Below are 20,353 nucleotides of genomic sequence, written 5' to 3'. Positions count from 1 at the left end.
ATGGCTGATATTATCGATCTCAAGACCATTGAACAGGGGGACGAGGAACGCCACCGCGCCAAGATGGCCAAGCGCAAGGCGGTGCAGGACGCCGAGGTCGCGGCCAAGACGGTCGAGAAGGGGCTGCTGATCGTCAACACCGGACCGGGCAAGGGCAAGACCACGGCCGCCTTTGGGCTGGCGCTCAGGATGCTCGGCTATGGCAAGCGCGTCGGCGTCGTCCAGTTCATCAAGGGCAAGTGGCACACCGGCGAGAAGGACGCGTTTGCTAGTTTTGGCGATCGCGTCGTCTGGCACGCCATGGGCGAGGGCTTTACCTGGGAAACGCAGGACCTGAAACGCGATATCGCGGCGGCCGAGGCCGCCTGGGCGAAGGCGCTCGAGCTGATGGCCGAGCCGTCGATCAGCCTCGTGGTGCTCGACGAGCTGAACATCGCGCTGCGCTACGACTACCTCGATCTCGAAAAAGTGGTCGCGGCGTTGAAGGCGCGTCGCGAAGGCCTGCATGTCGTCGTCACCGGCCGCAACGCCAAACCGGTATTGGTCGAGGCGGCCGATCTGGTCACCGAGATGGGCGTGACCAAGCACCACTTCTCCGCCGGCGTGAAGGCGCAGCAGGGGATCGAGTTCTGAGGGGGTTGCTGGGGAGGCAGAGGCGCGGTGTCTCGACCTCTCAAGATTTGGGTTCCTCGCCCGCCGCGAAGCGGGGGAGAGGTGGCCGCGAAGCGGCCGGAGAGGGGGCTTTAGTAGAGCGCGGTTCCCCTCTCCGTCTCGGCTTCGCCGAGCCACCTCTCCCCACTTTCGTGGGGCGAGAAACCCAAGCTGGAACTAAGCTGCGAACCTTCAAGGCTGAAGGCGCCCTATTTTGTTCTTGCTTTGTGCCGGCAGCTATGCTAGTAACTTCGGTATGGTGCTGATTGGCTCCAACGACCCGCCGCATGGTGGGTTTTTTGTTTCGCCTGGGATCGGGCGAAGATCACAACAGAATTACGACCGTCGAGATTACCCCAAACAGTGCGATCAGCAGAAAGTCGGCGATCCGGTAGAGTTTCAGTGCCGCCGGATGTCAGGGATAGAGTTCTGGTCGCTTGCGAAGCTGGAGATTGTTCGTGGACCAGGCGGTAATCGTCTATCTTATTCTCAATGATGGTCAGTTTGGTGCCGCTGACGAACGCGAATCCATTTATGCGCTCGAGAATCGGCTAGAGAAAGCTATCGAGGATGCATCGGTCGGCGAGTTTGACGGTGACTTGTTTGGTGAAGGCGAATGCATCCTCTACATGTATGGGCCAAACGCTGAACGACTTTTTGTCGTAGTCGAACCCTTATTGAAATCTTCTCCCGTAGCTGCCGGTGGGTACGCGATCAAAAGGTTTGGCGTGGAAGCCGATCCGAGCGCAAAGGAAGTCCGTGTTACCTGGTAGGTCGGGTTTTCCGACCCATTCGGACGTTCACGCGGCGATGACGATCACCGCGATCACGCCGAACAGCGCGATCAGCAGAAAGTCGGCGATCCGGTAGAGTTTCAGCGCCCGTCGGATGTCGGTGCTCTCGACATCATCGCGCCGGCCGCCTTCGCCCATCAATGCGTCTTCGACCATGACGCCGTCATAGGAACGGGGGCCGGCGAGCGCCAGGCCGAGCGCGCCGGCCATCGCTGCTTCCGGCCAGCCGGCATTGGGCGAGCGGTGTTTTTTCGCATCGCGCCGCACGGCGTGCCAGGCGCCGTTGGCGTCGGCGCCCTTGACCAGAAAAGCGGCGAGTACGATCAGCAGCGCCGTCAGCCGCGACGCCGGCAGATTGATCCAATCGTCGAAGCGCGCAGCCGCCCAGCCGAAGGCTTCGTGGCGCGGGGTGCGATGGCCGATCATCGAATCGGCGGTGTTGGCGGCCTTGTAGGCGACGCCGCCGGCGAGCCCGCCGATACCGAGCCAGAAGGCCGGAGCGACGACGCCGTCGGAGAAATTCTCGGCCAGGCTTTCGATCGCGGCGCGGCAGACAGCGGCCCTGTCGAGCTTTTCCGGGTCGCGACCGACGATCCGCGAGACGGCAATGCGGCCCATGTCCAGTCCGCCGCTGTCGAGGGCGTCGGCGACGGCTTCGACATGCTCGGCCAGGCTCTTCTGCGACAGCAGCGACGTCGCCAGGATTGCGGTAACCAACAAGCCGAGGGGAATGCTCCAAAGCAAGGTTTCGAGCCAGAGGGCGAGGGCGGCCGGCACCAGCACGATCACCAGCAGCGTGACGACGCCCCAGCCGCGACGGTGGGCGTCGGAATCAGTGGCGCGGTTGAGCCTGCGGTCGAGAAAGGATATCAGCCTGCCGAACCAGGTGACGGGATGGCCAATGGCATCGAAGAGCCGGGCCGGGTAGCCGAGTACAAGTTCGATGGCCAGCGACAGGAAAGTGATCAGGATCGGCATGAAGGCTCTTGATGGAGTGACGGCGGCAGTGGACCACGGCGGAAGCCTTGGCCGGGCGAGGGCGCTTTTCCCTCACGCGCCGCTGCCTTTCGTCGACCTCTCGACCGGGATTAATCCGCACTCCTACCCGCTTTTCGATTTGCCCGCCACCGCCCTGTCGCGATTGCCGGAAACAGCGCGCGGCCGCGACTTGGCTGAACGCGCGGCAAGCGCCTATGGCGCCCCGTCGGCGGCGAATGTCGCAGCGGCGCCCGGCACGCAGATCTTGTTGCCGCGCGTCGCTTCCCTGGTCAGCCCGGGCACGGCGCTGGTGCTCGGGCCGACTTATGCCGAGCATCGGCGGGCAGCGGCGATCGCCGGCCATGCGGCGGCTGAAGTCGATGATTTCGAAGCCCTGGCGGCGGCCGACCTTGCCGTCGTCGTCAACCCCAACAACCCGGACGGGCGTGTCGTCGAGCGCGAAAGATTGCTTCGACTTGCCGGGACATTACGAGCCAGAGGTGGGCTGCTGGTGGTCGACGAGGCTTTCATGGATGTCGGCCCGCGCAGCGAAAGCCTGGCCGGCGACGTCGACCAGGGCGGCATCGTCGTGCTGCGTTCGTTCGGCAAGTTCTTCGGCCTGGCCGGCCTGCGGCTTGGCTTTGCACTGGCCGATGCGCTGACGGTCGAGCGGCTGGAGGCGCAATTCGGGCCATGGGCGGTTGCCGGGCCGGCGCTCGAATATGGCATAAGGGCGCTTGCCGATACCGGCTGGCAGGCCGGGATGCGGCGCCGTCTGGCCGAGGATGCCGCACGGCTCGATACGCTGTTCGGCCGCTTCGGCGTGCCTGTCGCCGGTGGCACCGCGCTGTTCCGCTATATCAGGCTGGCGAACGCTGCCGGCCTGTTTTCGGCGCTTGGCCAGCGCGGCATCCTGCTTCGGCATTTCGCCGATCGTCCGGATGTGCTGCGCGCCGGCCTGCCGGGAGCCGACGAAGAATGGCGGCGGCTCGAATCCGCACTTGCCGGCTGGGCCTCGCGGCGCGACGATAATGCCAAGGGAGAAACGACCCAATGATCCATGTCTGCTCGCTGTCCAAAGTCGAGGAAACGGTAACGAAGACCGGGGCCGGCCGGCTGCTTTCGCTGCTTGCCGCCGGAACGGAGGTGATGCGACCGGCCTCGATCACCAGGGAAAACCATCTGCATCTGGTCATGCATGACATTGCGGTGGCGCAAGAGGGCATGACGATGCCGGGCGAGGAGCATGTTCTGAACCTGCTCGATTTCGCACGGCAATGGAATCGCTCGCGGCCGCTGGTGGTGCATTGCTATGCCGGCATCAGCCGCTCGACCGCCTCGGCCTACATCATCGCGGCAGCGCTGGCGCCGAAGCGCGACGAGGCCGAGTTGGCCGAGACGCTGCGCGCGCTGTCGCCCACGGCGACACCCAATCCTCGGCTGATCGCAATTGCCGACGCACTGCTCGATCGCAGAGGCCGGATGATCGAAGCGATCCAGGCGATCGGGCGCGGCGCGGATGCTTTCGAAGGCACGCCGTTCGAATTGAAAATCTGAGCCTAAAAACAAATTCCAGGAAAAGTGCGCAGGAGTTCTAGCACACGGCCAAGGGGCGAATGATGATCGGGAGAATTTTGGCCATGGTTGTTGGCGTGGTCTGCGCGACAGGCAGCGCCATGGCCGCGTCCATGCCGGCTCTCAAGTCGATCGACCTGGCAGCGCTCCAAGCCACTGTCGAGGGTTTGGCCAAGGAACTTATGCTGCCCGGTGCCATGGTTTTGCTCAAGACTCCGCGGGGCAACCTCGTCTTCGGCTACGGTACGACTGAACTGGGTGCCACGAACCCGCCGCGCGCCGATACCCACTTCCGTGCGGCCTCGAACACCAAGACGATGACCGCCGCTGTCATCGTGCAACTGGTGCAGGAAGGGAAACTGAGCTTCGCCGATCTGATCTCGAAATACGTCCAGCGCGTTCCCAACGGCGACGAGATAACCATTCGGCAGCTCATAACAATGCGGAGCGGCCTCCCTAACTTCACCAATGCGCCGGAACTTGCCGAAAGCCTGGACAAGTATCCTTACAGGGTATGGACCGCTGATGAAGTACTCGGCATGGCGTTCAAACGGCCGCCGGACTTCGCGCCGGGTGCCGAATTCGAGTACAACAACACCAACTACTATCTGCTCGGCCTTGTTGCCGAGAAGATCGACGGCAAGCCGCTCTCGACCATCTTCCGGGACCGCCTGTTCGGGCCGCTCGGCATGAAGAACACCGCTTTGCCGCCGAGCACGTCGAACGCCATCCCCGAGCCATACTCAAACGGCTATCTCTACGGCAGTACTTCGTACGCCCTGGCTGATGCGCCCTATCCGGACGACCTCCAGGCTGCGGCCAGGGCGGGAACGCTCAAGCCCAACGACGACACATGGCAGAACCCGTCCGCCTAATTTGCGGCTGGCGGAGTCATCTCCACCGCGGATGACCTCGCGACCTGGATGCGCGCGCTGGTCGGGGGCAAGCTCTTCAATGCCGACTTCCAGCGGCAGTGGCTTGCAAGCCCTGAGGCGCCGGAGCCGGGCGAACCCGCCATGCAAAAATACGGCTATGGCATCCTAACGCTGACCTTCGGGCCTAACGAAATCTACTATCACGAAGGCGAGATGCCCGGTTACCAGTCCTTCATGGGCTACGATCCGGCCAATGATGTCACCCTGGTCATATGGACCAACCTGACTCTCGCGCTCGACGGCCAGGCGACCGCCAACACCTTGATGGTGAAGATACTGGACGAAATCTACACGGTGTCGCCGCTTCAAGAGGTGAAGTGAGGATCCTCGCGCGCGAATGGAATCGCCCCTCGTGAGCGAGGCCTGAGCTGGTGGGATCAAACACCTACGCCAACCAATCCGCCAGCTTTGCCTTGCCCACGTCCCTCAGCAGGCCGATGAAACCGTCGGCCTGATGCTCGGCGGTGAGCCGGCCTTTTTCGGCGGTTGCAATGCTGGCGTCGCCGACCACGCCATTCGGGTTGAGGTCGCTGGCGATCCAGGCGAAGGCGTGTGTTCCAGTGTGGCGCAGCAGCGCAAATTCCTTTTCGGCGCGGGCGACCTTGGACACGAAATTGTCGGCCTTCCCCATGTCGACGAGGTCGGGCCGGAAGTGCAGCATCAGCGAGGTCTCGACGTCGCCGCCATGAATGCCGTGGCGGTCCTCGAGCTCGGTGTACATGCTGGCCGGCCGGCCAAAACGCTGCCAGCTGGTCTTTACCGCCAGCATCTTTGCCCGCACGCGCAATTCGCGGGTGACGATGCCCATGATCTCCTCATTGCCGCCATGCGAGTTCACGACAATCAGTTTTCGGACGCCGGAACGCGCGACCGACAGGCCAAGTTCGGTCCACGCCTCGACCAAGGTCGTCGCCGGCAGGGTGAGGGTGCCCGGCGCATGCAAATGCTCGTTCGACTTGCCTACCGCCTGGACCGGCAGGATGCGGATGTCGAGATCGCCGGGCAGGCGCGCGATCACCGTTTCCAGCATGCCGTTCATGATCGAGGTGTCGGTCGAGACCGGCAGATGCGGCCCGTGTTGTTCGATCGCTGCCAGCGGCAGAACGGCAATGGTCGTCTCAGGATCGACGGTCGCGTATTCGGTGGTCCGGTAGTCACCCCACCATACGCGTTTTTTTGCAGTGGTCATGTCATGCCTCTTGAACCGACAAGCCCAGACCTAACGCGGGAACGATCGGCTGTCGATCATCCCGCCGCAATCACCTCGATCTCGACCTTGAATTCCGGCCGGGCAAAACCGGACACGATCATCAGCGTCGAGGCCGGCGCCGGGCTGGCGAACAGCCGGTCGCGAACCTCCATATAGGGCCGCAGGAAGGCGCGGTCGGTGACGTAGGTGTTGATGCGGACGATGTCGGACAGGCCGAGCCCGGCCTCGCCGAGAATCGCCGATATGTTCCGGAAACAGAGCTCGGCCTGTGCGCCGGCCTCCTCGGGGATCTGGTCGTCCGGGGTGATTGCGACCTGGCCCGAACACAGCACCAGCCGCTTGCCGGGCGGCAGTTCGACACCATGGCTGTAGCGGGCGAAGGGCGGCTTGATCGACTTCGTCGTGAGAAATTTGAACATGGCAATCTCCGTTCACGGCAGCCTATCGCATCGGCCCGAAAATCGGGATCGATTTTCGGAAAGCACGATGCGAAGATTCAAAGTTTTAGAGCGTACTTTGTGCGTCCAAGTGGACGCACGTCGCTCTAAGGCCGGATCGATGCGGGCATCAAGATGGCGGTGCATGTCACGAGGGCGATTGTGGACAGGCGATCAAAAAATAGGCACGATGCCTTTCGTACAGCATGACCCGTCCGGCCTTCGCGCCGCCATTGCTCAGGCGGGCATTGCACAAGCGGGCGGTCCCGGCGCAACGCGCCGGTGGCATGTGTCTTGCTTCTTGAAACAATGGTGTCGAGCCCGGCGCGTGACGCGCCGGAGCGAACAAAGGGTGGTGTGGATGTACGGAAAACTCAAGATTTCGGCGGGCGTGATCGTGCTGCTTGGCGCAGGCACGCTTGCCGCGGCAGCGAACGAAAAAGTCACCTTCGGCACCAACTGGCTGGCTGAGCCGGAGCATGGGGGTTATTATCAGGCCGTGGTGGACGGCACCTATGCCGCCTGCGGCATCGACGTGACGATCATGCAGGGCGGCCCACAGGTCAGCGGCCGGCCGCTGCTGCTGGCCGGCAAGATCGATTTTTACATGGGCGGCAATCTGCTGTCGGCCTTCGATGCCGTGCAGCAAGGCATACCGATGCGCGTCGTGGCGGCCGACTTCCAGAAGGACCCGCAGGTCATCATGTCCCATCCCGGCCAGGGGCTGGACAAATGGGAAGACCTGAAGAACGCCGACCAGTACATCCTTGGCGACGAAGGTGCGCAGACCTTCTTCCAGTGGATGGTCACCGATCTCGGCTTCGACGCCGCCAAGCGCGCGCCCTACACCTTCAATCCGGCGCCGTTCATCGCCAACAAGAAGTCGATCCAGCAGGGTTACGTCACCTCGGAGCCATTCGCCGTCGAGAAGCAAGGCGGTTTCACGCCGAACCAGTTCCTGCTGGCCGACTATGGCTGGGACACATATGCAACGACGGTCGAGACCATGCAGGAGACGGTCGACAAGCGGCCCGAGGTGGTCCAGTGCTTCGTCGATGGCTCGGCCAAAGGCTGGTACAATTATCTCTACGGCGACAACAAGGCCGCCAACGAGATGATCAAGAAGGAAAATCCGGATATGACGGATGAGCAGATCGCCTTCTCGATCGAGCAGCTGAAGAAGTTCGGCGTGGTCGATTCCGGCGACAGCGAAAAGCTCGGCATCGGCGCCATGACCGATGCGCGCATCCAGAGTTTTTACGACAAGATGGTCAAGGCCAAGGTCACGCCGGCGGGCATCGACATCAAGAAGGCCTACACGCTGGCCTTCGTCAACAAGAGCGTCGGGCTCGACCTGAAGAAGTAGGCCGTGAAGCTGGAGAAAGTGGCGCAACAGCCAGGAAGCGTATCGGGGCCGACGCTGTTGGCGCTGCGTGGCGTCGGCAAGGTTTTTTCCAACGGCGTCACCGCGCTCAGCAATGTCGAGCTGACGATCCGGGAGGGCGATTTCCTCAGCCTGCTCGGGCCGTCGGGCTGCGGCAAATCGACGGCGCTGCGGCTGATTGCCGGCCTATCGACGCCGACCTCGGGCGTGCTCGACTGGCGCGGCAGCGGCGCCCTCGAGCGTTCGAATATCGGCTTCGTCTTCCAGGAGCCGACGCTGCTGCCCTGGGCCGACGTCTTCGACAATGTCTGGCTGCCGTTGCGTCTGAAGGGTGTGTCGCGGGCCAAGGCGGCGCCGGCGGTGATGGAGATGCTGGCGCGGGTTCACCTGACCGGCTTCGAGAAGGCCGTGCCGCGCGAACTGTCAGGCGGCATGAAAATGCGCGTCTCGATCGCCCGCGCCATGGTGACCAAGCCGCGCATTCTGTTGATGGACGAGCCGTTCGCGGCACTCGACGAGATCACCCGTTTCAAGCTCAACAACGACCTTCTGGAGCTATGGCAGGATGAGCGTTTTACCGTGGTCTTCGTCACCCACAGCGTCTTCGAAAGCGTTTTCCTCTCCAACCGCGTCGTCGTCATGGCGGCGCGGCCGGGCCGCGTGTTCGCGGAGCTTGGCGTCGATGCGCCCTATCCGCGCGATGAGGCGTTTCGCACTTCGCTCGATTATGCCGCGCTCTGCCGCCAGGCATCCGACGTGCTGATCGGCGCCATCAACTCAACTGCCGGACCGCATCATGACGGCCATTGAACAACAAGTCCTGGCGCTCGACCCGGAGGAGGCGCGCCGCGTCCGCCAGGAGCGCTTCGAGCGCATCGGCAGATGGCTGCTGCCGCTGGCGATCATGATCCTGGCGATCTGGCTGTGGGACCGCATCTGCGTCTGGAACGACATCCCGAAATATATCCTGCCGCGCCCCAGCGTGGTGCTGCAGACGCTGCATGACGATGCCGGGCTGCTGTTCTCCTCGCTGCTGGTGACGCTCAAGATCACCTTCTTCAGCCTGCTGCTCGCGGTGGTCGGCGGCGTCGGGCTGGCGGTGCTGTTCGCGCAGTCGAAATGGGTGGAAATGTCGTTCTTTCCGTTCGCCATTGTGCTGCAGGTGACGCCGATCGTCGCGATCTTTCCGTTGATCAACATCTATGTCGACAACCAGACGACAAAGCTGCTGCTTTGCGCCTGGATCGTCGCCTTCTTCCCGATTCTCTCCAACACCACGCTCGGCCTCAATTCCGTCGATCGCAATCTGCGCGATTTGTTCAAGCTCAACGGCGCCACCCGCTGGCAGCAACTGCGCTATCTGCGGCTGCCGGCGGCGATGCCCTATTTCCTCGGCGGGCTGAAGATCGCCGGCGGGCTGTCGTTGATCGGCGCGGTGGTGGCCGAGTTCGTCGCCGGCGCCACCGGCCAGTCGTCCGGCCTCGCCTCGCGCATCATCGAGGCCGGCTACCGGCTCAACGCACCAAGGCTGTTCGCGGCGCTGATCCTGATCTCGCTCACCGGCATCCTGATCTTCCTGGTGCTGTCGCTGATTTCGCATCTCATTTTGCGGCGCTGGCACGAGAGCGCGCTGAGGCAGGAGCGGTGATGGTGAGCAGCGCCGCCTTGATACCGGCTTCTGGTTCCTACCAACTTTCCAACGTCCGGCTTCACGCGTCGCTGACGCCGGGGCTTGCGGCTGCCTTTGACGCCGACGGATTTGCGCTCGCTGACATTGCCGTCGCCGATGGCAAGATCTCCGGGATTACGGCGCATCGATCCAACGCACCGGCGGACGCCACCGACCTCGGCGGCCGCATCGTGCTGCCGTGCTTCGTCGATTGCCACACCCATATCGACAAGGGCCACATCTGGCCTCGAAAGCCCAACCCGGACGGCACCTTCATGGGCGCGCTGAACGCAACGGGCGCCGACCGGGCGGCGCGCTGGAGCGCCGACGACGTCGCCCGCCGCATGGATTTTTCACTGCGCTCGGCCTATGCGCACGGCACCAGGGCGCTGCGCACGCATCTCGACAGCGTTGCCCCGCAGGAAGAGATCTCCTGGCCGGTGTTCGAGACGATGCGCGAGAAATGGCGCGGCCGCATTGAGTTGCAGGCGGCCTGCCTGCTCGGCATCGAGGGCGTGCGCGACAGGAAATGGTTCGACAGGCTGGCCAAACGGGTGGCTGGTGCCAAGGGCGTGCTCGGCGTCGTCACCTACATGATGCCGGACCTCGAAGAACTGCTCGACCAGGTGTTTGCGCAGGCGATCAAGCATGGCCTCGACCTCGATTTCCATGCCGACGAGACCGACGATGCCTCGGCGATCTCGCTGAAGAAGATCGCCGAAGCAGCCCTGTGGAACGGCTTTGAGGGAAAAATCCTGGTCGGCCATTGCTGCTCGCTGGCGCGCCAGCCCGACCTCGAGGTGCTCGACACGCTGGACAAGGTGGCAAAGGCCGGCCTGGCGGTGGTGTCGCTGCCGATGTGCAATCTCTATCTGCAGGACCGGCGCGGCGACAACACCACGCCACGCTGGCGCGGGGTGACGCTGCTGCATGAAATGAAGGCGCGCGGCATTGCCGTTGCCGTCGCTTCCGACAACACGCGCGACCCGTTCTATGCCTATGGCGATCTCGACATGCTGGAGGTCTACCGCATGGCGACGCGCATCCTGCATCTCGACCACCCCGTCGCCGACTGGCCGCAAGCAGTGACCGCGACGCCGGCCAAGGTGATGCGGCTCGACGGCTTCGGCACGCTTGCCGCCGGCGGGCCGGCCGATTTCGTCGTCTTCAGAGGGCGAAGCTGGACGGAATTGCTGTCGCGACCAGAATCGGACCGCATCGTGGTGCGCGACGGCCAGGCGATCGAGCGCCAGCTGCCCGATTATGCCGAACTCGATGATCTGATGGTGGAATGATGGATATTGCGGCGCTTAAGCGCGACCTGGACGGTTTGAAGATCGACGACCATCCGGCGATCGTCCAGCAGAAGAGCCGCGACTTCTACTGGTACAGCCCGGTGCTGAAGCAGCAGCTCGAGCACGTCACCGGCGACCTGATCGTGACGCCGAAAACCGAAGACGAGGTCGTCCGCATTCTCGCCGCCTGCCACCGGCACGGCGTCCCGGTGACGCCGCGCGGCAGTGGCACCGGCAATTACGGGCAGGCGATGCCGCTGTCCGGCGGCGTCGTGCTCAATCTCGCCGAGATGAACGCGGTCAAGACGATCGCGCCGGGCCGTGTCGTCACCGGCCCCGGCGCCGTGCTCGCCGACATCGACAGAGCGACGCGGGCGCATTCCGGCCAGGAGCTCCGCATGTCGCCATCGACCTACAACACCGCATCGATCGGCGGCTTCGTCGCCGGCGGCTCCGGCGGCATCGGCTCGATCCGCTGGGGCGGACTGCGCGACCTCGGCAACGTCATCCGGCTGAGAACCGTGACGATGGAGGCTGAGCCGCGGGTCATGGAGCTCACCGGCGAGGACGTGCTGAAGGTGATGCACGCCTACGGCACCAACGGCATCATCACCGAAGTCGAGATGCCTCTGACCGCCAGCTATGACTGGATCGACGTCATCGTCGGCTTCGACGATTTCATGGATGCGGCTGGCTTCGGCAACGATCTCGCCATTCAGGACGGCATATTGGCGAAACTGATCACGCCGATCGCAGCACCCATCCCCTACGATTACTTCAAGCGCCACCAGCGGTTTTTCCGGCGCGGCCAAAGCATCGTCGTCTTGATGATCGCGGCGCATGCGATGGATGCCTTCCTCGCCTTCACGGCGCGCAGCAAGGGCGAGATCGTCTTTCGCGCCGACAAGGAGGCCGATCTCAAAGGGCTGCCGCCGGCCTATGAGCTGACCTGGAACCACACGACGCTGCGTGCCATCCGGGTCGATCCGACGATCACCTATCTGCAGACCCGCTATCCGTCGCCGGACCACCTCGGCCACGTCAAGGCGATGGTCGACCGCTTCGGCGACGAGGTGCCGGCGCATCTCGAGTTCATCCGCTTCGACGGCGCCATCGGCATCGCAGGGCTGCCGCTGGTCCGCTTCACCACGGCGGAGCGGCTCGACGAGATCATCCGCATCCACGAGGACAATGGCTGCTGGATCTTCAACCCGCACCGCTACACGCTGGAAGAAGGCGGCATGAAGCGGACGGATGAAGTGCAACTGGCTTTCAAGCGCGAGACCGACCCGCAAGGGCTGCTCAATCCCGGCAAGATGATCGCCTGGGAGAACCCGGACTATGATTATCGCTCGGGCAAGTCGTTCCTGTTCAAGGGACTGGAGAAGGCGGGTTGAGACGATGACGGGCGTGTGGCGCTGTACCCCCCTCTGGCCTGCCCTCTTTGCCACCACTTGGCATCTCCCCCTCAAGGGGGGAGATTGGCAGTTCCATCGTCTCGACCATCTTCCAACGTCGTCAACTGGCGAAAGCGATACTGACAGCCGATCTCCCCACTTGAGGGGGAGATGCCCGGCAGGGCAGAGGGGGGTGCTTGGTGCCGACTTGCGAGATGTTCTCCTGTGAACGTCCTCGTCCTCTATGCTCATCCTGTGGAGACCAGCTTCAACGCCGATCTGCACCGGACGATCATCGAGCGGCTGAAGGCCGCCGGCCATGTCGTCGACGACTGCGATCTCTATGCCGAGGGTTTCGATCCCAGGCTGACGCGGGCCGAACGGCTGTCCTATCACGACGAACGCAGCGACGGCGATCCGGCGTCAGCCTATGTCGAGCGCCTTCTGCGGGCCGAGGCGCTGGTGCTGTCGTTTCCGGTGTGGAACTTCGGCTATCCGGCCATTCTGAAAGGCTTTTTCGATCGCGTCTTCCTGCCCGGCGTGTCGTTCAAGCTGGTCGACGGCAAGGTGCAGCCGTCGCTGCACAATATTCGCAAGGTGGTCGCGGTCACGACCTATGGCGGCAGCCGGTTCCGAGCCATGCTGATGGGTGACCCGCCGCGCAAGCTGGTCAAGCGGGTGCTGCGTGCGACGATCAAGCCCGGCGGGTCGGTTTCCTACCTCGCGCATTACTCGATGAACCTGTCGACCGACGAGACGCGGACGAGGTTCGTGGCGAAAGTCGCGGCCAGGATCGACGCGTTCTGACGCGGGCGGGACTTTTCCTTCTCCCCTTGTGGGAGAAGGTGGATCGGCGCGTAGCGCCGAGCCGGATGAGGGGTGCTGGAAGAAACGCGGCGTGGGAAGATTGGGACGGGAGCGCTAAACGCTAATTCCGTTGAGGTAGCGATCCTTCCAACACCCCTCATCCGACCGAGCTTCGCTCGGCCACCTTCTCCCACAACAAGGGGAGAAGGAAAAGAGTTACATCCGCACCCGTTCCGCCTTCGGATCGTACATCGGCTTAAGCGACGCCTCCGCCGCAAAGCGCTCGCCGGCGATCTCGATCTCGTAGGACGACGACAGCACGTCCGCCTCGCTCTCGCCCTTGCAAGGCACGTAACCAAGCCCGATTGCGCCGCCGAGATGATGGCCGTAATTGCCCGAGGTGATCGGGCCGACGATCTTGCCGTCGCGCAGGATCGCCTCATTGTGGAAGAGCAAGGGTTGCGTGTCTTTCAGACGGAACTGCACCAGCCGCCGGTTCAATCCGCTTTCTTTCTTCCTCAGCACGGCATCGCGGCCGATGAAGTTGCCCTTGGCGGTCTTCACCGCAAAGCCGAGGCCGGCCTCCAGCACATTGTCTTCGTCGGTGATGTCGTGGCCAAAATGCCTGAAGGCCTTTTCGATGCGGCAGGAGTCCAGCGTGTGCAGGCCGCAGAGCTTCAGGCCGGCGTCGGTGCCGGCTTCCGCGATCGCCTCGAAGACATGGGCGGCCTGATCGGTCGAGACGTAAAGCTCCCAACCGAGCTCGCCGACATAGGTGACGCGGTGGGCGCGGGCCAGCCCCATGCCGATTTCGATCTCCTGAAACGTCCCGAACGGGTTGTTCTCGTTGGAGAAATCGTTCGGGCTCAGCTTTTGGATCAGCTTTCTCGAATCCGGGCCCATCAGGCAAAGCACGGCTTCGGCCGCCGTCACATCGGTGATGACGACGAACTCGTCGGCAAGATGTTTTCTCAGCCAGGCCAGGTCGCGTTGCAGCGTGGCGCCGGGCACGACGAGGAAGAAGGCGGTTTCGGACAATCGCGAGACGGTGAGATCGCTCTCGATGCCGCCGCGCTGGTTGAGCATCTGGGTGTAGACGATCTTGCCCGGCGTCACGTCCACGTCGTTGGCGCAGAGCCTTTGCAGGAAGGCGCAGGCATCGCGGCCTTCGACACGGATCTTGCCGAACGAAGTCATGTCGAACAGGCCGACGCCGTTCCTGACCGCAAGATGTTCCGCGCGCTGGTTGTCGAACCAGTTCTGCCGCTTCCAGGAATAGCGGTATTCGCGCTCCTGGCCGGGCCTAGCGAACCAGTTGGCGCGCTCCCAGCCGGCGACCTCGCCGAACACGGCGCCGCGCACCTTGAGATGTTCGTGCAGCGGCGAGCGCCTTATGTTCCGCGAGGTCGCCATCTGCCGGTAGGGGAAATGATCGGCGTAGAGCAGGCCGAGCGTTTCGGAGACGCGCTCTTTGAGATAGCGGCGGTTCTTCTGGAACGGCTGGGCGCGGCGGATGTCGACCTCCCAGAGGTCGAAGGGCGCCTCGCCGTCATTGATCCATTGCGCCAGCGCCATGCCGGCGCCGCCGGAGGAGACGATGCCGATCGAATTGTAGCCGGTCGCCATCCAGTAGCCGGAAAGCTCCGGCGCCTCGCCGAGATAGTAGCGATCGTCGGGGGTAAAACTCTCGGGACCGTTGAAGAAGGTGTGAATGCCGGCGGTGGCCAGCATCGGCATGCGATTGACGCCCATTTCAAGGATCGGCTCGAAATGGTCCATATCCTCCGGCAACTGGTCGAAGCAGAAATCCTCGCTTATGCCGTTCATGCCCCAAGGCTTGGCAACCGGCTCGAAAGCGCCGAGCATCATCTTGCCGGCATCTTCCTTGTAGTAGGCACACTCGTCCGGCACGCGCAGCACCGGCAAGCGGGAAAGCCCGGCGATCGGCTCGGTGACGAGATAGAAATGTTCGCAGGCGTGCAGCGGGATGGTGACGCCGTTCTGGGCGCCAAGTTCGCGTGCCCACATGCCGGCGCAGTTGACGACGATATCGGCTTCGATCGCGCCCTGCTCGTCGCCCTGCGCCCAGGAAACGCCGGCGACACGGCCGGCCTTGGTGTGGACCTTGGTGACCTTCACATTCTCGACGATCGTTGCACCGCGCTGGCGCGCGCCCTTGGCCAACGCCATGGCGATATTGGCCGGATCGCACTGGCCGTCGAGCGGCAGGTGCACGGCGCCGACCACATCTGACACATTGAGATGCGGGTACATCTGCTTGACTTCACGAGGCGAAATCTCGCGCACATCGACATCGAAGGCGCGGGCGAGAGATGCCTGCCGATAGATCTCGTGCTTGCGCTCCTCGGTCAGCGCCACCGTGATCGAGCCGACCTGGCGCATGCCGGTGCCGACATCGGTCTCGGCCTCCAGCTTGACGTAGAGGTCGGCCGAGTACTTCGCCAGCCGCGTCATGTTCTGCGAGCCGCGCAACTGTCCGATCAGGCCGGCGGCGTGCCATGTCGTGCCCGACGTCAGTTGCTTGCGCTCGAGCAGCACGATATCGGTCCAGCCCAGCTTGGCCAGATGATAGGCGACCGAGCAGCCGGAGACGCCGCCACCGATGATGACCGCCCTCGCTTTGGGAGCAATGGCCTTGGTCGGGATGGTTTTGGTGGGCGGGGCGTTCATGCGGCCTCGCGACCATAGCTGGAGGCGAAGCGGCGCAGGCGCGTGGCAGCCTCCATCAGTACCGGCTCAGGCTGGCAGAGGCTGAAGCGGATGTGGCCGGCTGCAGCCTGGCCGAAGCTCGAGCCGGGCATGACGCCGACCTTTTCCTGGTCGAGGAAAGCCCAGGCGAATTTCTCGTCGTCCGGCTCGATCGCCGATATGTCGAGCATGACGTACATGCCGCCTTCGGAGCCGCGCACGGTGATGTTGTTCATACCGCGCATGGCATCGAGGACGACGGTGCGCCTCGCGGCGTAGCGCTCGGCGATCTCCTTGACGCCGTAGCCATTTTCGAGCGCCTCGGCGCAGGCGAGGCTGATGAAGGCCGGCAGGCCGTAGGTCATCACCAGATTGAGGTCGGTCAACAGCGAGACCATTGATTCCGGCCCGGTCAGCCAGCCCATGCGCCAGCCGGTCATGCCGTGGCTCTTCGACATCGAATTGATGACCAGCGTGCGTTCCGCCATGCCGGGCAGCGAGCGCGGCGAGACGTGCTCGCCACCGCCCAGTGTCCAGTAGACCTCGTCCGACAGCAGCCACAGGTCATGCTCGCGGCAGATCTGCGCCAGATCTTCCAGGCGCTCTCGCGAATAGACGGCGCCCGTGGGGTTGTTGGGCGTGTTGATCAGGATGGCGCGGGTGTTCGGCCGGAGAGCGGCGCGGATGTCGGCGGCGCGCGGCTGAAAACCATCCTCGGCGGGTGTCTCGACGACGCTGAACTCGGCGCCCGCCGCACTGAAGGTATTGGGATAGGTGGCGTAATAGGGCGCGACGACGATGGCATGGTCGCCCTGGTCGAGAACCGCTTGAATGGCCGCGTAAAGCGCGGCCTGCCCGCCCGGCGTGGCGATGACCTGGTCGGGATTTGTCGCAACGCCGGTACACAAGGTCGAGGCCGCCGCCATCGCCTTGCGCAGGCGCGGAACGCCGGCAAGCGGGGTGTAGTGGTGATTGCTGGCGCGAACCGCGGTCACGCAGGCCTCGATCGTTTCGCTCGGCGTGTCGAAATCGTGGTCGCCGACCGACAGCATGATGATGTCCTCGCCGGCCTGCTTGCGCGCCCAGGCAGCGGAATGAACCTCCCAGCCATCCTTGCCTGAAGGCACGATGCCGGAAATGCGCGATGATGGCCTGGGCATTATGCTGCTCCCGAAATTTCATAACCGGCCTGCTCGAGCCGGTCGCGCAGCGCGGCGATGTGGGCCGGTCCGACTTCGCAGCAGCCGCCGACGATGCCGGCGCCGGCCTCGACCCAACCGACCGCCTGGCCGGCATAGGCATCCGGATCAAGGTCGTGGCGGGCGTGCAGCACTTCCACGGTACCGCCATGCTTGAGCGCCTCAATCGAGGTGAAGCCGTTGGCATAAGCGCCGACCGGACCGCCGAGAGCGATCAGTTCGGGCAGCGCTGCAGCGATCGCTTCGGGCCGGCAGCAATTGATCAGCCGAGCCGCGACGGGCAGGCCGGCAAGAGCGCCCGACGCCGCCGCAATGGCTTCGCCGCTGCGCAGGCGCGGCGTGCCGTGGTCGGCAAGCGTCCACGACACCCATACGGGCTTGCCGCTTTCCGACGCCGCGGTGACGGCGGCGCGCGCCTCTTCGGCCGACGCCATGGTTTCGCACAGAAACAGATCGACGCCGTCCGCCTGCTCGGCAACGATGCGGCGATAGATGTCGAGCGTATCCTGGAAGGATATCGTCAGCGCCGGCGCATAGCTGCCGAACAGCGGCGACAGGCAGCCGGCGATCGCCGCGTCGCCGGCCTGGTCGCGGGCTTGCCTTGCCAGTTCGATGCCGCGCTTCTGCAGCGGCTTGAACAGCTCTTCCGCGCCTTCGCGTGCCAACCGCTCCGGCGTGGCTGAATAGGTGTTGATGGTGATGACGCGGGCGCCGGCGCGGATGAATTCCGCATGCAGGTCGCGCACCAGATCCGGTTCGTCGATCAGCACCCTGGCCGACCACAGCGGCGTCGGCTCGGAACTGCTACGGCGGACCAGCTCCTGGCCCATGCCGCCATCGGTAAGGATGACAGTCTTCATGCTCTGAGCCTCTCGTTCTTTGGATCCCATAACGGCTCATCCTTCTGCACGACCGCCCGAAAACGTTCGCCGAAGATCTCGATCTCGACCGCGGTTCCCGGCTCGGTGAGGTCGGCGCGCAGCATGCCGAGCGCGATCGACCTGTCGATGCGATGACCCCAGCCGCCGGATGTCGTCTCGCCGACAATGCGGCCGTCATGCCACAGCGTCGACATGTAGGGCGCATCGCAGTCGCCGGGGTTTTCGATGACCAGCGTGACGAAGCGCTTCTTGATGCCCTGCTGCTTCTCGTTCTGCAGCGCCGCCTTCCCGCGGAAGTCGGGCTTATCCCATCTGACGAAGCGCTCCAGCCCGCCCCGCAGGATCGAATAGTCGGTCGACAGGTCACCCTTCCAGGTGCGGTAACCTTTTTCGAGCCGCAGCGAATCCAGCGCGTACATGCCGAACGGTTTTAGTCTATGCCTCTTCCCCGCCGCCCAGACGGCGTCGAAGATGGCTGCGGTATCGTCGACCCTGCTGTGGATTTCCCAGCCGAGCTCGCCCGCGAAGGACACGCGCACCAGCTTTGCCCAACGTCCGGCGATACTGGTTTCCTGATGCGTCAGCCAGGGCAGGGTGAGGTCGGCCGTGCAGAGTTCGGCGAGGATTTTTCGCGAGTTGGGGCCGGCGAGGATCTGGGTGGAGTATTCCTCCGTCCGGTCGACCAGCTTGAATGTGGCGTCCTTCGGGATGCGCGATTTCAGCCATTCGAAATCATGCCACTGAGCCACAGCGGCGGTGATCAGCGTCATCAGGTTCTCGTCGTGGCGGACCACCGACATTTCGGTGACGATGCGGCCCTTGTCGTCGGCAAAATAGACGAGGCCGATGCGGCCGGGTTTCGGAACCAGGCCTGTCACCTGGAGGCTCAGCCATTCGGCGGCACCCGGACCGTCGAGATTGAAACGGGAAAACCCCGGCAGGTCCAGAATGCCGGCGGCATCGCGGACGGCGAGGCATTCCTCGCGCACACGATGCTGCCACGGCCCGTCGCGGCGGAAAGTCAGCGTGGATTGTTCGGAGATGTCGTCGCCTGGCTTCGCATACCAGGTGGCGCGTTCCCAGCCATTATAGGCGTCGAACCGGGCGCCGAGTGCCTTGATGCGGTCGTGGAGCGGCGACAGCTTGCGGTCGCGCCCGGCCGGCCAGGCATGGCGCGGGAACTGGATGGCATATTCGTTGCCATAGATCTCCATGCCCTTGGCGACGCAATAATCCGGGGCCGAGGCAAAGGCGGTGAAACGGCGCGGATCGCACGACCACATGTCCCATTCGGTCTGGCCCTCGGTCACCCATTCGGCCAGCACCTTGCCGGCGCCGCCGCTCTGGGCGATGCCGAAGGTGAAGACGCAGGCCTCGAAGGCGTTGGGCACGCCGGGCATCGGGCCGATCAGCGGGTTGCCGTCCGGCGCATAGGGGATCGGCCCGTTGATGACCTTGGACAGGCCGGCGGTGCCGAGGATCGGCACGCGGGCGACAGCATCGGCCAGGTAATGTTCCAGCCGGTCGAGATCGTCGGGAAACAGCTGGAACGAAAAGTCGTCGGGCATTGGGTCGTTGTGGCCGACCCAGTGGGCGCGGCAATTGCGCTCATAGGGGCCGAGATTCATGCCGTTCTTTTCCTGGCGCAGATAATAGGACGTATCGACGTCGCGCAGCAGCGGCAGCTTCTTGCCCTGTTCCTTCGACCATGCGGCCAGTTCGGGGATTTCCTCGAACAGGATATATTGATGGCTCATCACCATCATTGGCACCTCGCGGCCGAACATCCTGCCGACTTCGGCGGCGCGGTAGCCGGCGGCGTTGACGACGATCTCGCAGCGGATCTCGCCTTGCGCCGTCTCGACTACCCACTCGTGATTGTCTCGGCTCACGCCGGTGACCGGACAGAAGCGGATGATCTTCGCGCCCATGTCGCGCGCGCCCTTGGCCAGTGCCTGGGTCAGCTGCGCGGGGTCGATATCGCCATCATTCGGATCGTAGAGCGCGCCTTTCAGCTCATGCGTCTCGATGAAGGGGTAACGGCGCTTGATCTCGTCGAGCCCGACCACGTCGATATCCATGCCCTGGTAGCGGCCCATGCCCTTGGCGCGCTGGAATTCCTGCATGCGCTCCGCGCTATGGGCCAGCCTGAGCGAGCCGGTGACGTGGTAGTTCATGGGATAGCCGACCTCGTCGGCCAACCGGCGATAGAGCTCGGTCGAATAACGCTGCATGTTCATCAGCGACCATGACGAGGAGAAAGTCGGCACGTTGCCGGCGGCATGCCAGGTCGAGCCGGAAGTCAGCTCGTTCTTCTCCAGAAGCACGCAGTCGGTCCAGCCCGCCTTGGCGAGATGGTAGAGCGAGGAGGCGCCGACGGCGCCGCCTCCGATGATCACAACGCGTGCCGTGGTCGGCAAACCGGCCATGTT

The 20,353-nt window shown here is 63.8% G+C and carries 17 protein-coding genes and 1 pseudogene; 11 read left to right on the top strand and 7 right to left on the bottom strand.

The window, feature by feature from the left end; translation table 11 throughout:
- Both cobO and NKJ20_RS02140 read left to right on the top strand, forming a co-directional pair.
- The gene (cobO, locus tag NKJ20_RS02145) at positions 1 to 633 is read left to right on the top strand and encodes a cob(I)yrinic acid a,c-diamide adenosyltransferase (protein WP_352742319.1); all 633 of its coding nucleotides are present in this window, start codon (positions 1 to 3) and stop codon (positions 631 to 633) included.
- Between the two features lie 476 nt (positions 634 to 1,109).
- Positions 1,110 to 1,424 carry a hypothetical protein gene (locus NKJ20_RS02140; RefSeq protein WP_051406122.1) on the top strand — a complete coding sequence of 105 codons (315 nt, stop codon included), beginning with the start codon at positions 1,110 to 1,112 and terminating at the stop codon, positions 1,422 to 1,424.
- 27 nt (positions 1,425 to 1,451) lie between these two features.
- Here the strand turns inward: NKJ20_RS02140 and cbiB are convergent, their stop codons facing one another.
- A complete protein-coding gene (cbiB, locus tag NKJ20_RS02135; protein WP_352742318.1) occupies positions 1,452 to 2,423 on the bottom strand; it encodes an adenosylcobinamide-phosphate synthase CbiB in 972 nt (323 codons plus the stop codon).
- Between cbiB and cobD the strand changes: the two genes are divergently transcribed.
- The 3 genes and pseudogenes from cobD to NKJ20_RS02120 all read left to right on the top strand — a co-directional run bounded on the left by cobD (position 2,422) and on the right by NKJ20_RS02120 (position 5,254).
- Positions 2,422 to 3,480, top strand: a complete 1,059-nt coding sequence (gene cobD / locus NKJ20_RS02130) for a threonine-phosphate decarboxylase CobD (protein WP_352587595.1) — start codon at positions 2,422 to 2,424, stop codon at positions 3,478 to 3,480. The two genes, cbiB and cobD, sit on opposite strands and share 2 nt — an antisense overlap.
- Complete coding sequence (locus tag NKJ20_RS02125) at positions 3,477 to 3,980, top strand: tyrosine phosphatase family protein (RefSeq protein ID WP_352742316.1); 504 nt, start codon at positions 3,477 to 3,479, stop codon at positions 3,978 to 3,980. Before cobD ends, NKJ20_RS02125 begins: the two co-directional genes overlap by 4 nt.
- Positions 3,981 to 4,039: 59 nt before the next feature.
- Positions 4,040 to 5,254 (top strand): annotated as a pseudogene (locus NKJ20_RS02120) (serine hydrolase domain-containing protein).
- Positions 5,255 to 5,318: 64 nt separating this feature from the next.
- Here NKJ20_RS02120 and NKJ20_RS02115 read toward each other — a convergent pair.
- Together NKJ20_RS02115 and NKJ20_RS02110 are read right to left on the bottom strand one after the other, a co-directional pair.
- On the bottom strand, positions 5,319 to 6,122 hold the full coding sequence (locus tag NKJ20_RS02115) for a creatininase family protein (RefSeq protein WP_352742315.1): 804 nt from the start codon (positions 6,120 to 6,122) through the stop codon (positions 5,319 to 5,321).
- A gap of 56 nt (positions 6,123 to 6,178) precedes the next feature.
- On the bottom strand, positions 6,179 to 6,562 hold the full coding sequence (locus NKJ20_RS02110) for a RidA family protein (RefSeq protein ID WP_352742314.1): 384 nt from the start codon (positions 6,560 to 6,562) through the stop codon (positions 6,179 to 6,181).
- A 379-nt stretch (positions 6,563 to 6,941) separates the two neighbouring features.
- Here NKJ20_RS02110 and NKJ20_RS02105 point away from each other — a divergent pair, with 379 nt between their 5' ends.
- The 6 genes from NKJ20_RS02105 (at position 6,942) to NKJ20_RS02080 (ending at position 13,132) form a co-directional block, all read left to right on the top strand.
- Positions 6,942 to 7,946: an ABC transporter substrate-binding protein gene (locus NKJ20_RS02105; protein ID WP_352742313.1), complete on the top strand. Its 1,005-nt coding sequence runs from the start codon at positions 6,942 to 6,944 to the stop codon at positions 7,944 to 7,946.
- A 3-nt stretch (positions 7,947 to 7,949) separates the two neighbouring features.
- Positions 7,950 to 8,774, top strand: coding sequence for an ABC transporter ATP-binding protein (locus NKJ20_RS02100; protein ID WP_352742312.1), 825 nt, complete (start codon positions 7,950 to 7,952; stop codon positions 8,772 to 8,774).
- On the top strand, positions 8,761 to 9,612 hold the full coding sequence (locus tag NKJ20_RS02095; RefSeq protein ID WP_352742310.1) for an ABC transporter permease: 852 nt from the start codon (positions 8,761 to 8,763) through the stop codon (positions 9,610 to 9,612). The genes NKJ20_RS02100 and NKJ20_RS02095 overlap by 14 nt, the downstream gene beginning before the upstream one ends.
- A gap of 17 nt (positions 9,613 to 9,629) precedes the next feature.
- Positions 9,630 to 10,928, top strand: coding sequence for a cytosine deaminase (locus NKJ20_RS02090; RefSeq protein ID WP_352742517.1), 1,299 nt, complete (start codon positions 9,630 to 9,632; stop codon positions 10,926 to 10,928).
- Complete coding sequence (locus NKJ20_RS02085) at positions 10,925 to 12,325, top strand: FAD-binding oxidoreductase (RefSeq protein WP_502894970.1); 1,401 nt, start codon at positions 10,925 to 10,927, stop codon at positions 12,323 to 12,325. Before NKJ20_RS02090 ends, NKJ20_RS02085 begins: the two co-directional genes overlap by 4 nt.
- 225 nt (positions 12,326 to 12,550) lie before the next feature.
- Positions 12,551 to 13,132: an NAD(P)H-dependent oxidoreductase gene (locus NKJ20_RS02080; RefSeq protein ID WP_352742308.1), complete on the top strand. Its 582-nt coding sequence runs from the start codon at positions 12,551 to 12,553 to the stop codon at positions 13,130 to 13,132.
- A 216-nt stretch (positions 13,133 to 13,348) separates the two neighbouring features.
- Here the strand turns inward: NKJ20_RS02080 and NKJ20_RS02075 are convergent, their stop codons facing one another.
- From NKJ20_RS02075 to NKJ20_RS02060, 4 genes are read right to left on the bottom strand one after another with little or no spacing between them, the layout of a single operon-like run.
- Positions 13,349 to 15,823, bottom strand: coding sequence for a GcvT family protein (locus tag NKJ20_RS02075; protein ID WP_352742306.1), 2,475 nt, complete (start codon positions 15,821 to 15,823; stop codon positions 13,349 to 13,351).
- Positions 15,820 to 17,001, bottom strand: coding sequence for a pyridoxal phosphate-dependent aminotransferase (locus tag NKJ20_RS02070; RefSeq protein WP_352742304.1), 1,182 nt, complete (start codon positions 16,999 to 17,001; stop codon positions 15,820 to 15,822). The genes NKJ20_RS02075 and NKJ20_RS02070 overlap by 4 nt, the downstream gene beginning before the upstream one ends.
- Entirely contained in the window at positions 17,001 to 17,900 is a 900-nt protein-coding gene (locus NKJ20_RS02065; RefSeq protein WP_352452124.1) for a homocysteine S-methyltransferase family protein, read from the bottom strand. Before NKJ20_RS02065 ends, NKJ20_RS02070 begins: the two co-directional genes overlap by 1 nt.
- Positions 17,897 to 20,350 (bottom strand): GcvT family protein, encoded by a 2,454-nt coding sequence (locus NKJ20_RS02060; protein WP_352742301.1) that lies wholly within the window; start codon positions 20,348 to 20,350, stop codon positions 17,897 to 17,899. The genes NKJ20_RS02065 and NKJ20_RS02060 overlap by 4 nt, the downstream gene beginning before the upstream one ends.
- Positions 20,351 to 20,353: the final 3 nt, after the last annotated feature.

Source organism: Mesorhizobium sp. M0185 (genome assembly GCF_040322175.1).
Taxonomy (GTDB): Bacteria; Pseudomonadota; Alphaproteobacteria; order Rhizobiales; family Rhizobiaceae; genus Mesorhizobium.
This window is presented reverse-complemented; position numbering and strand designations above follow the sequence as displayed.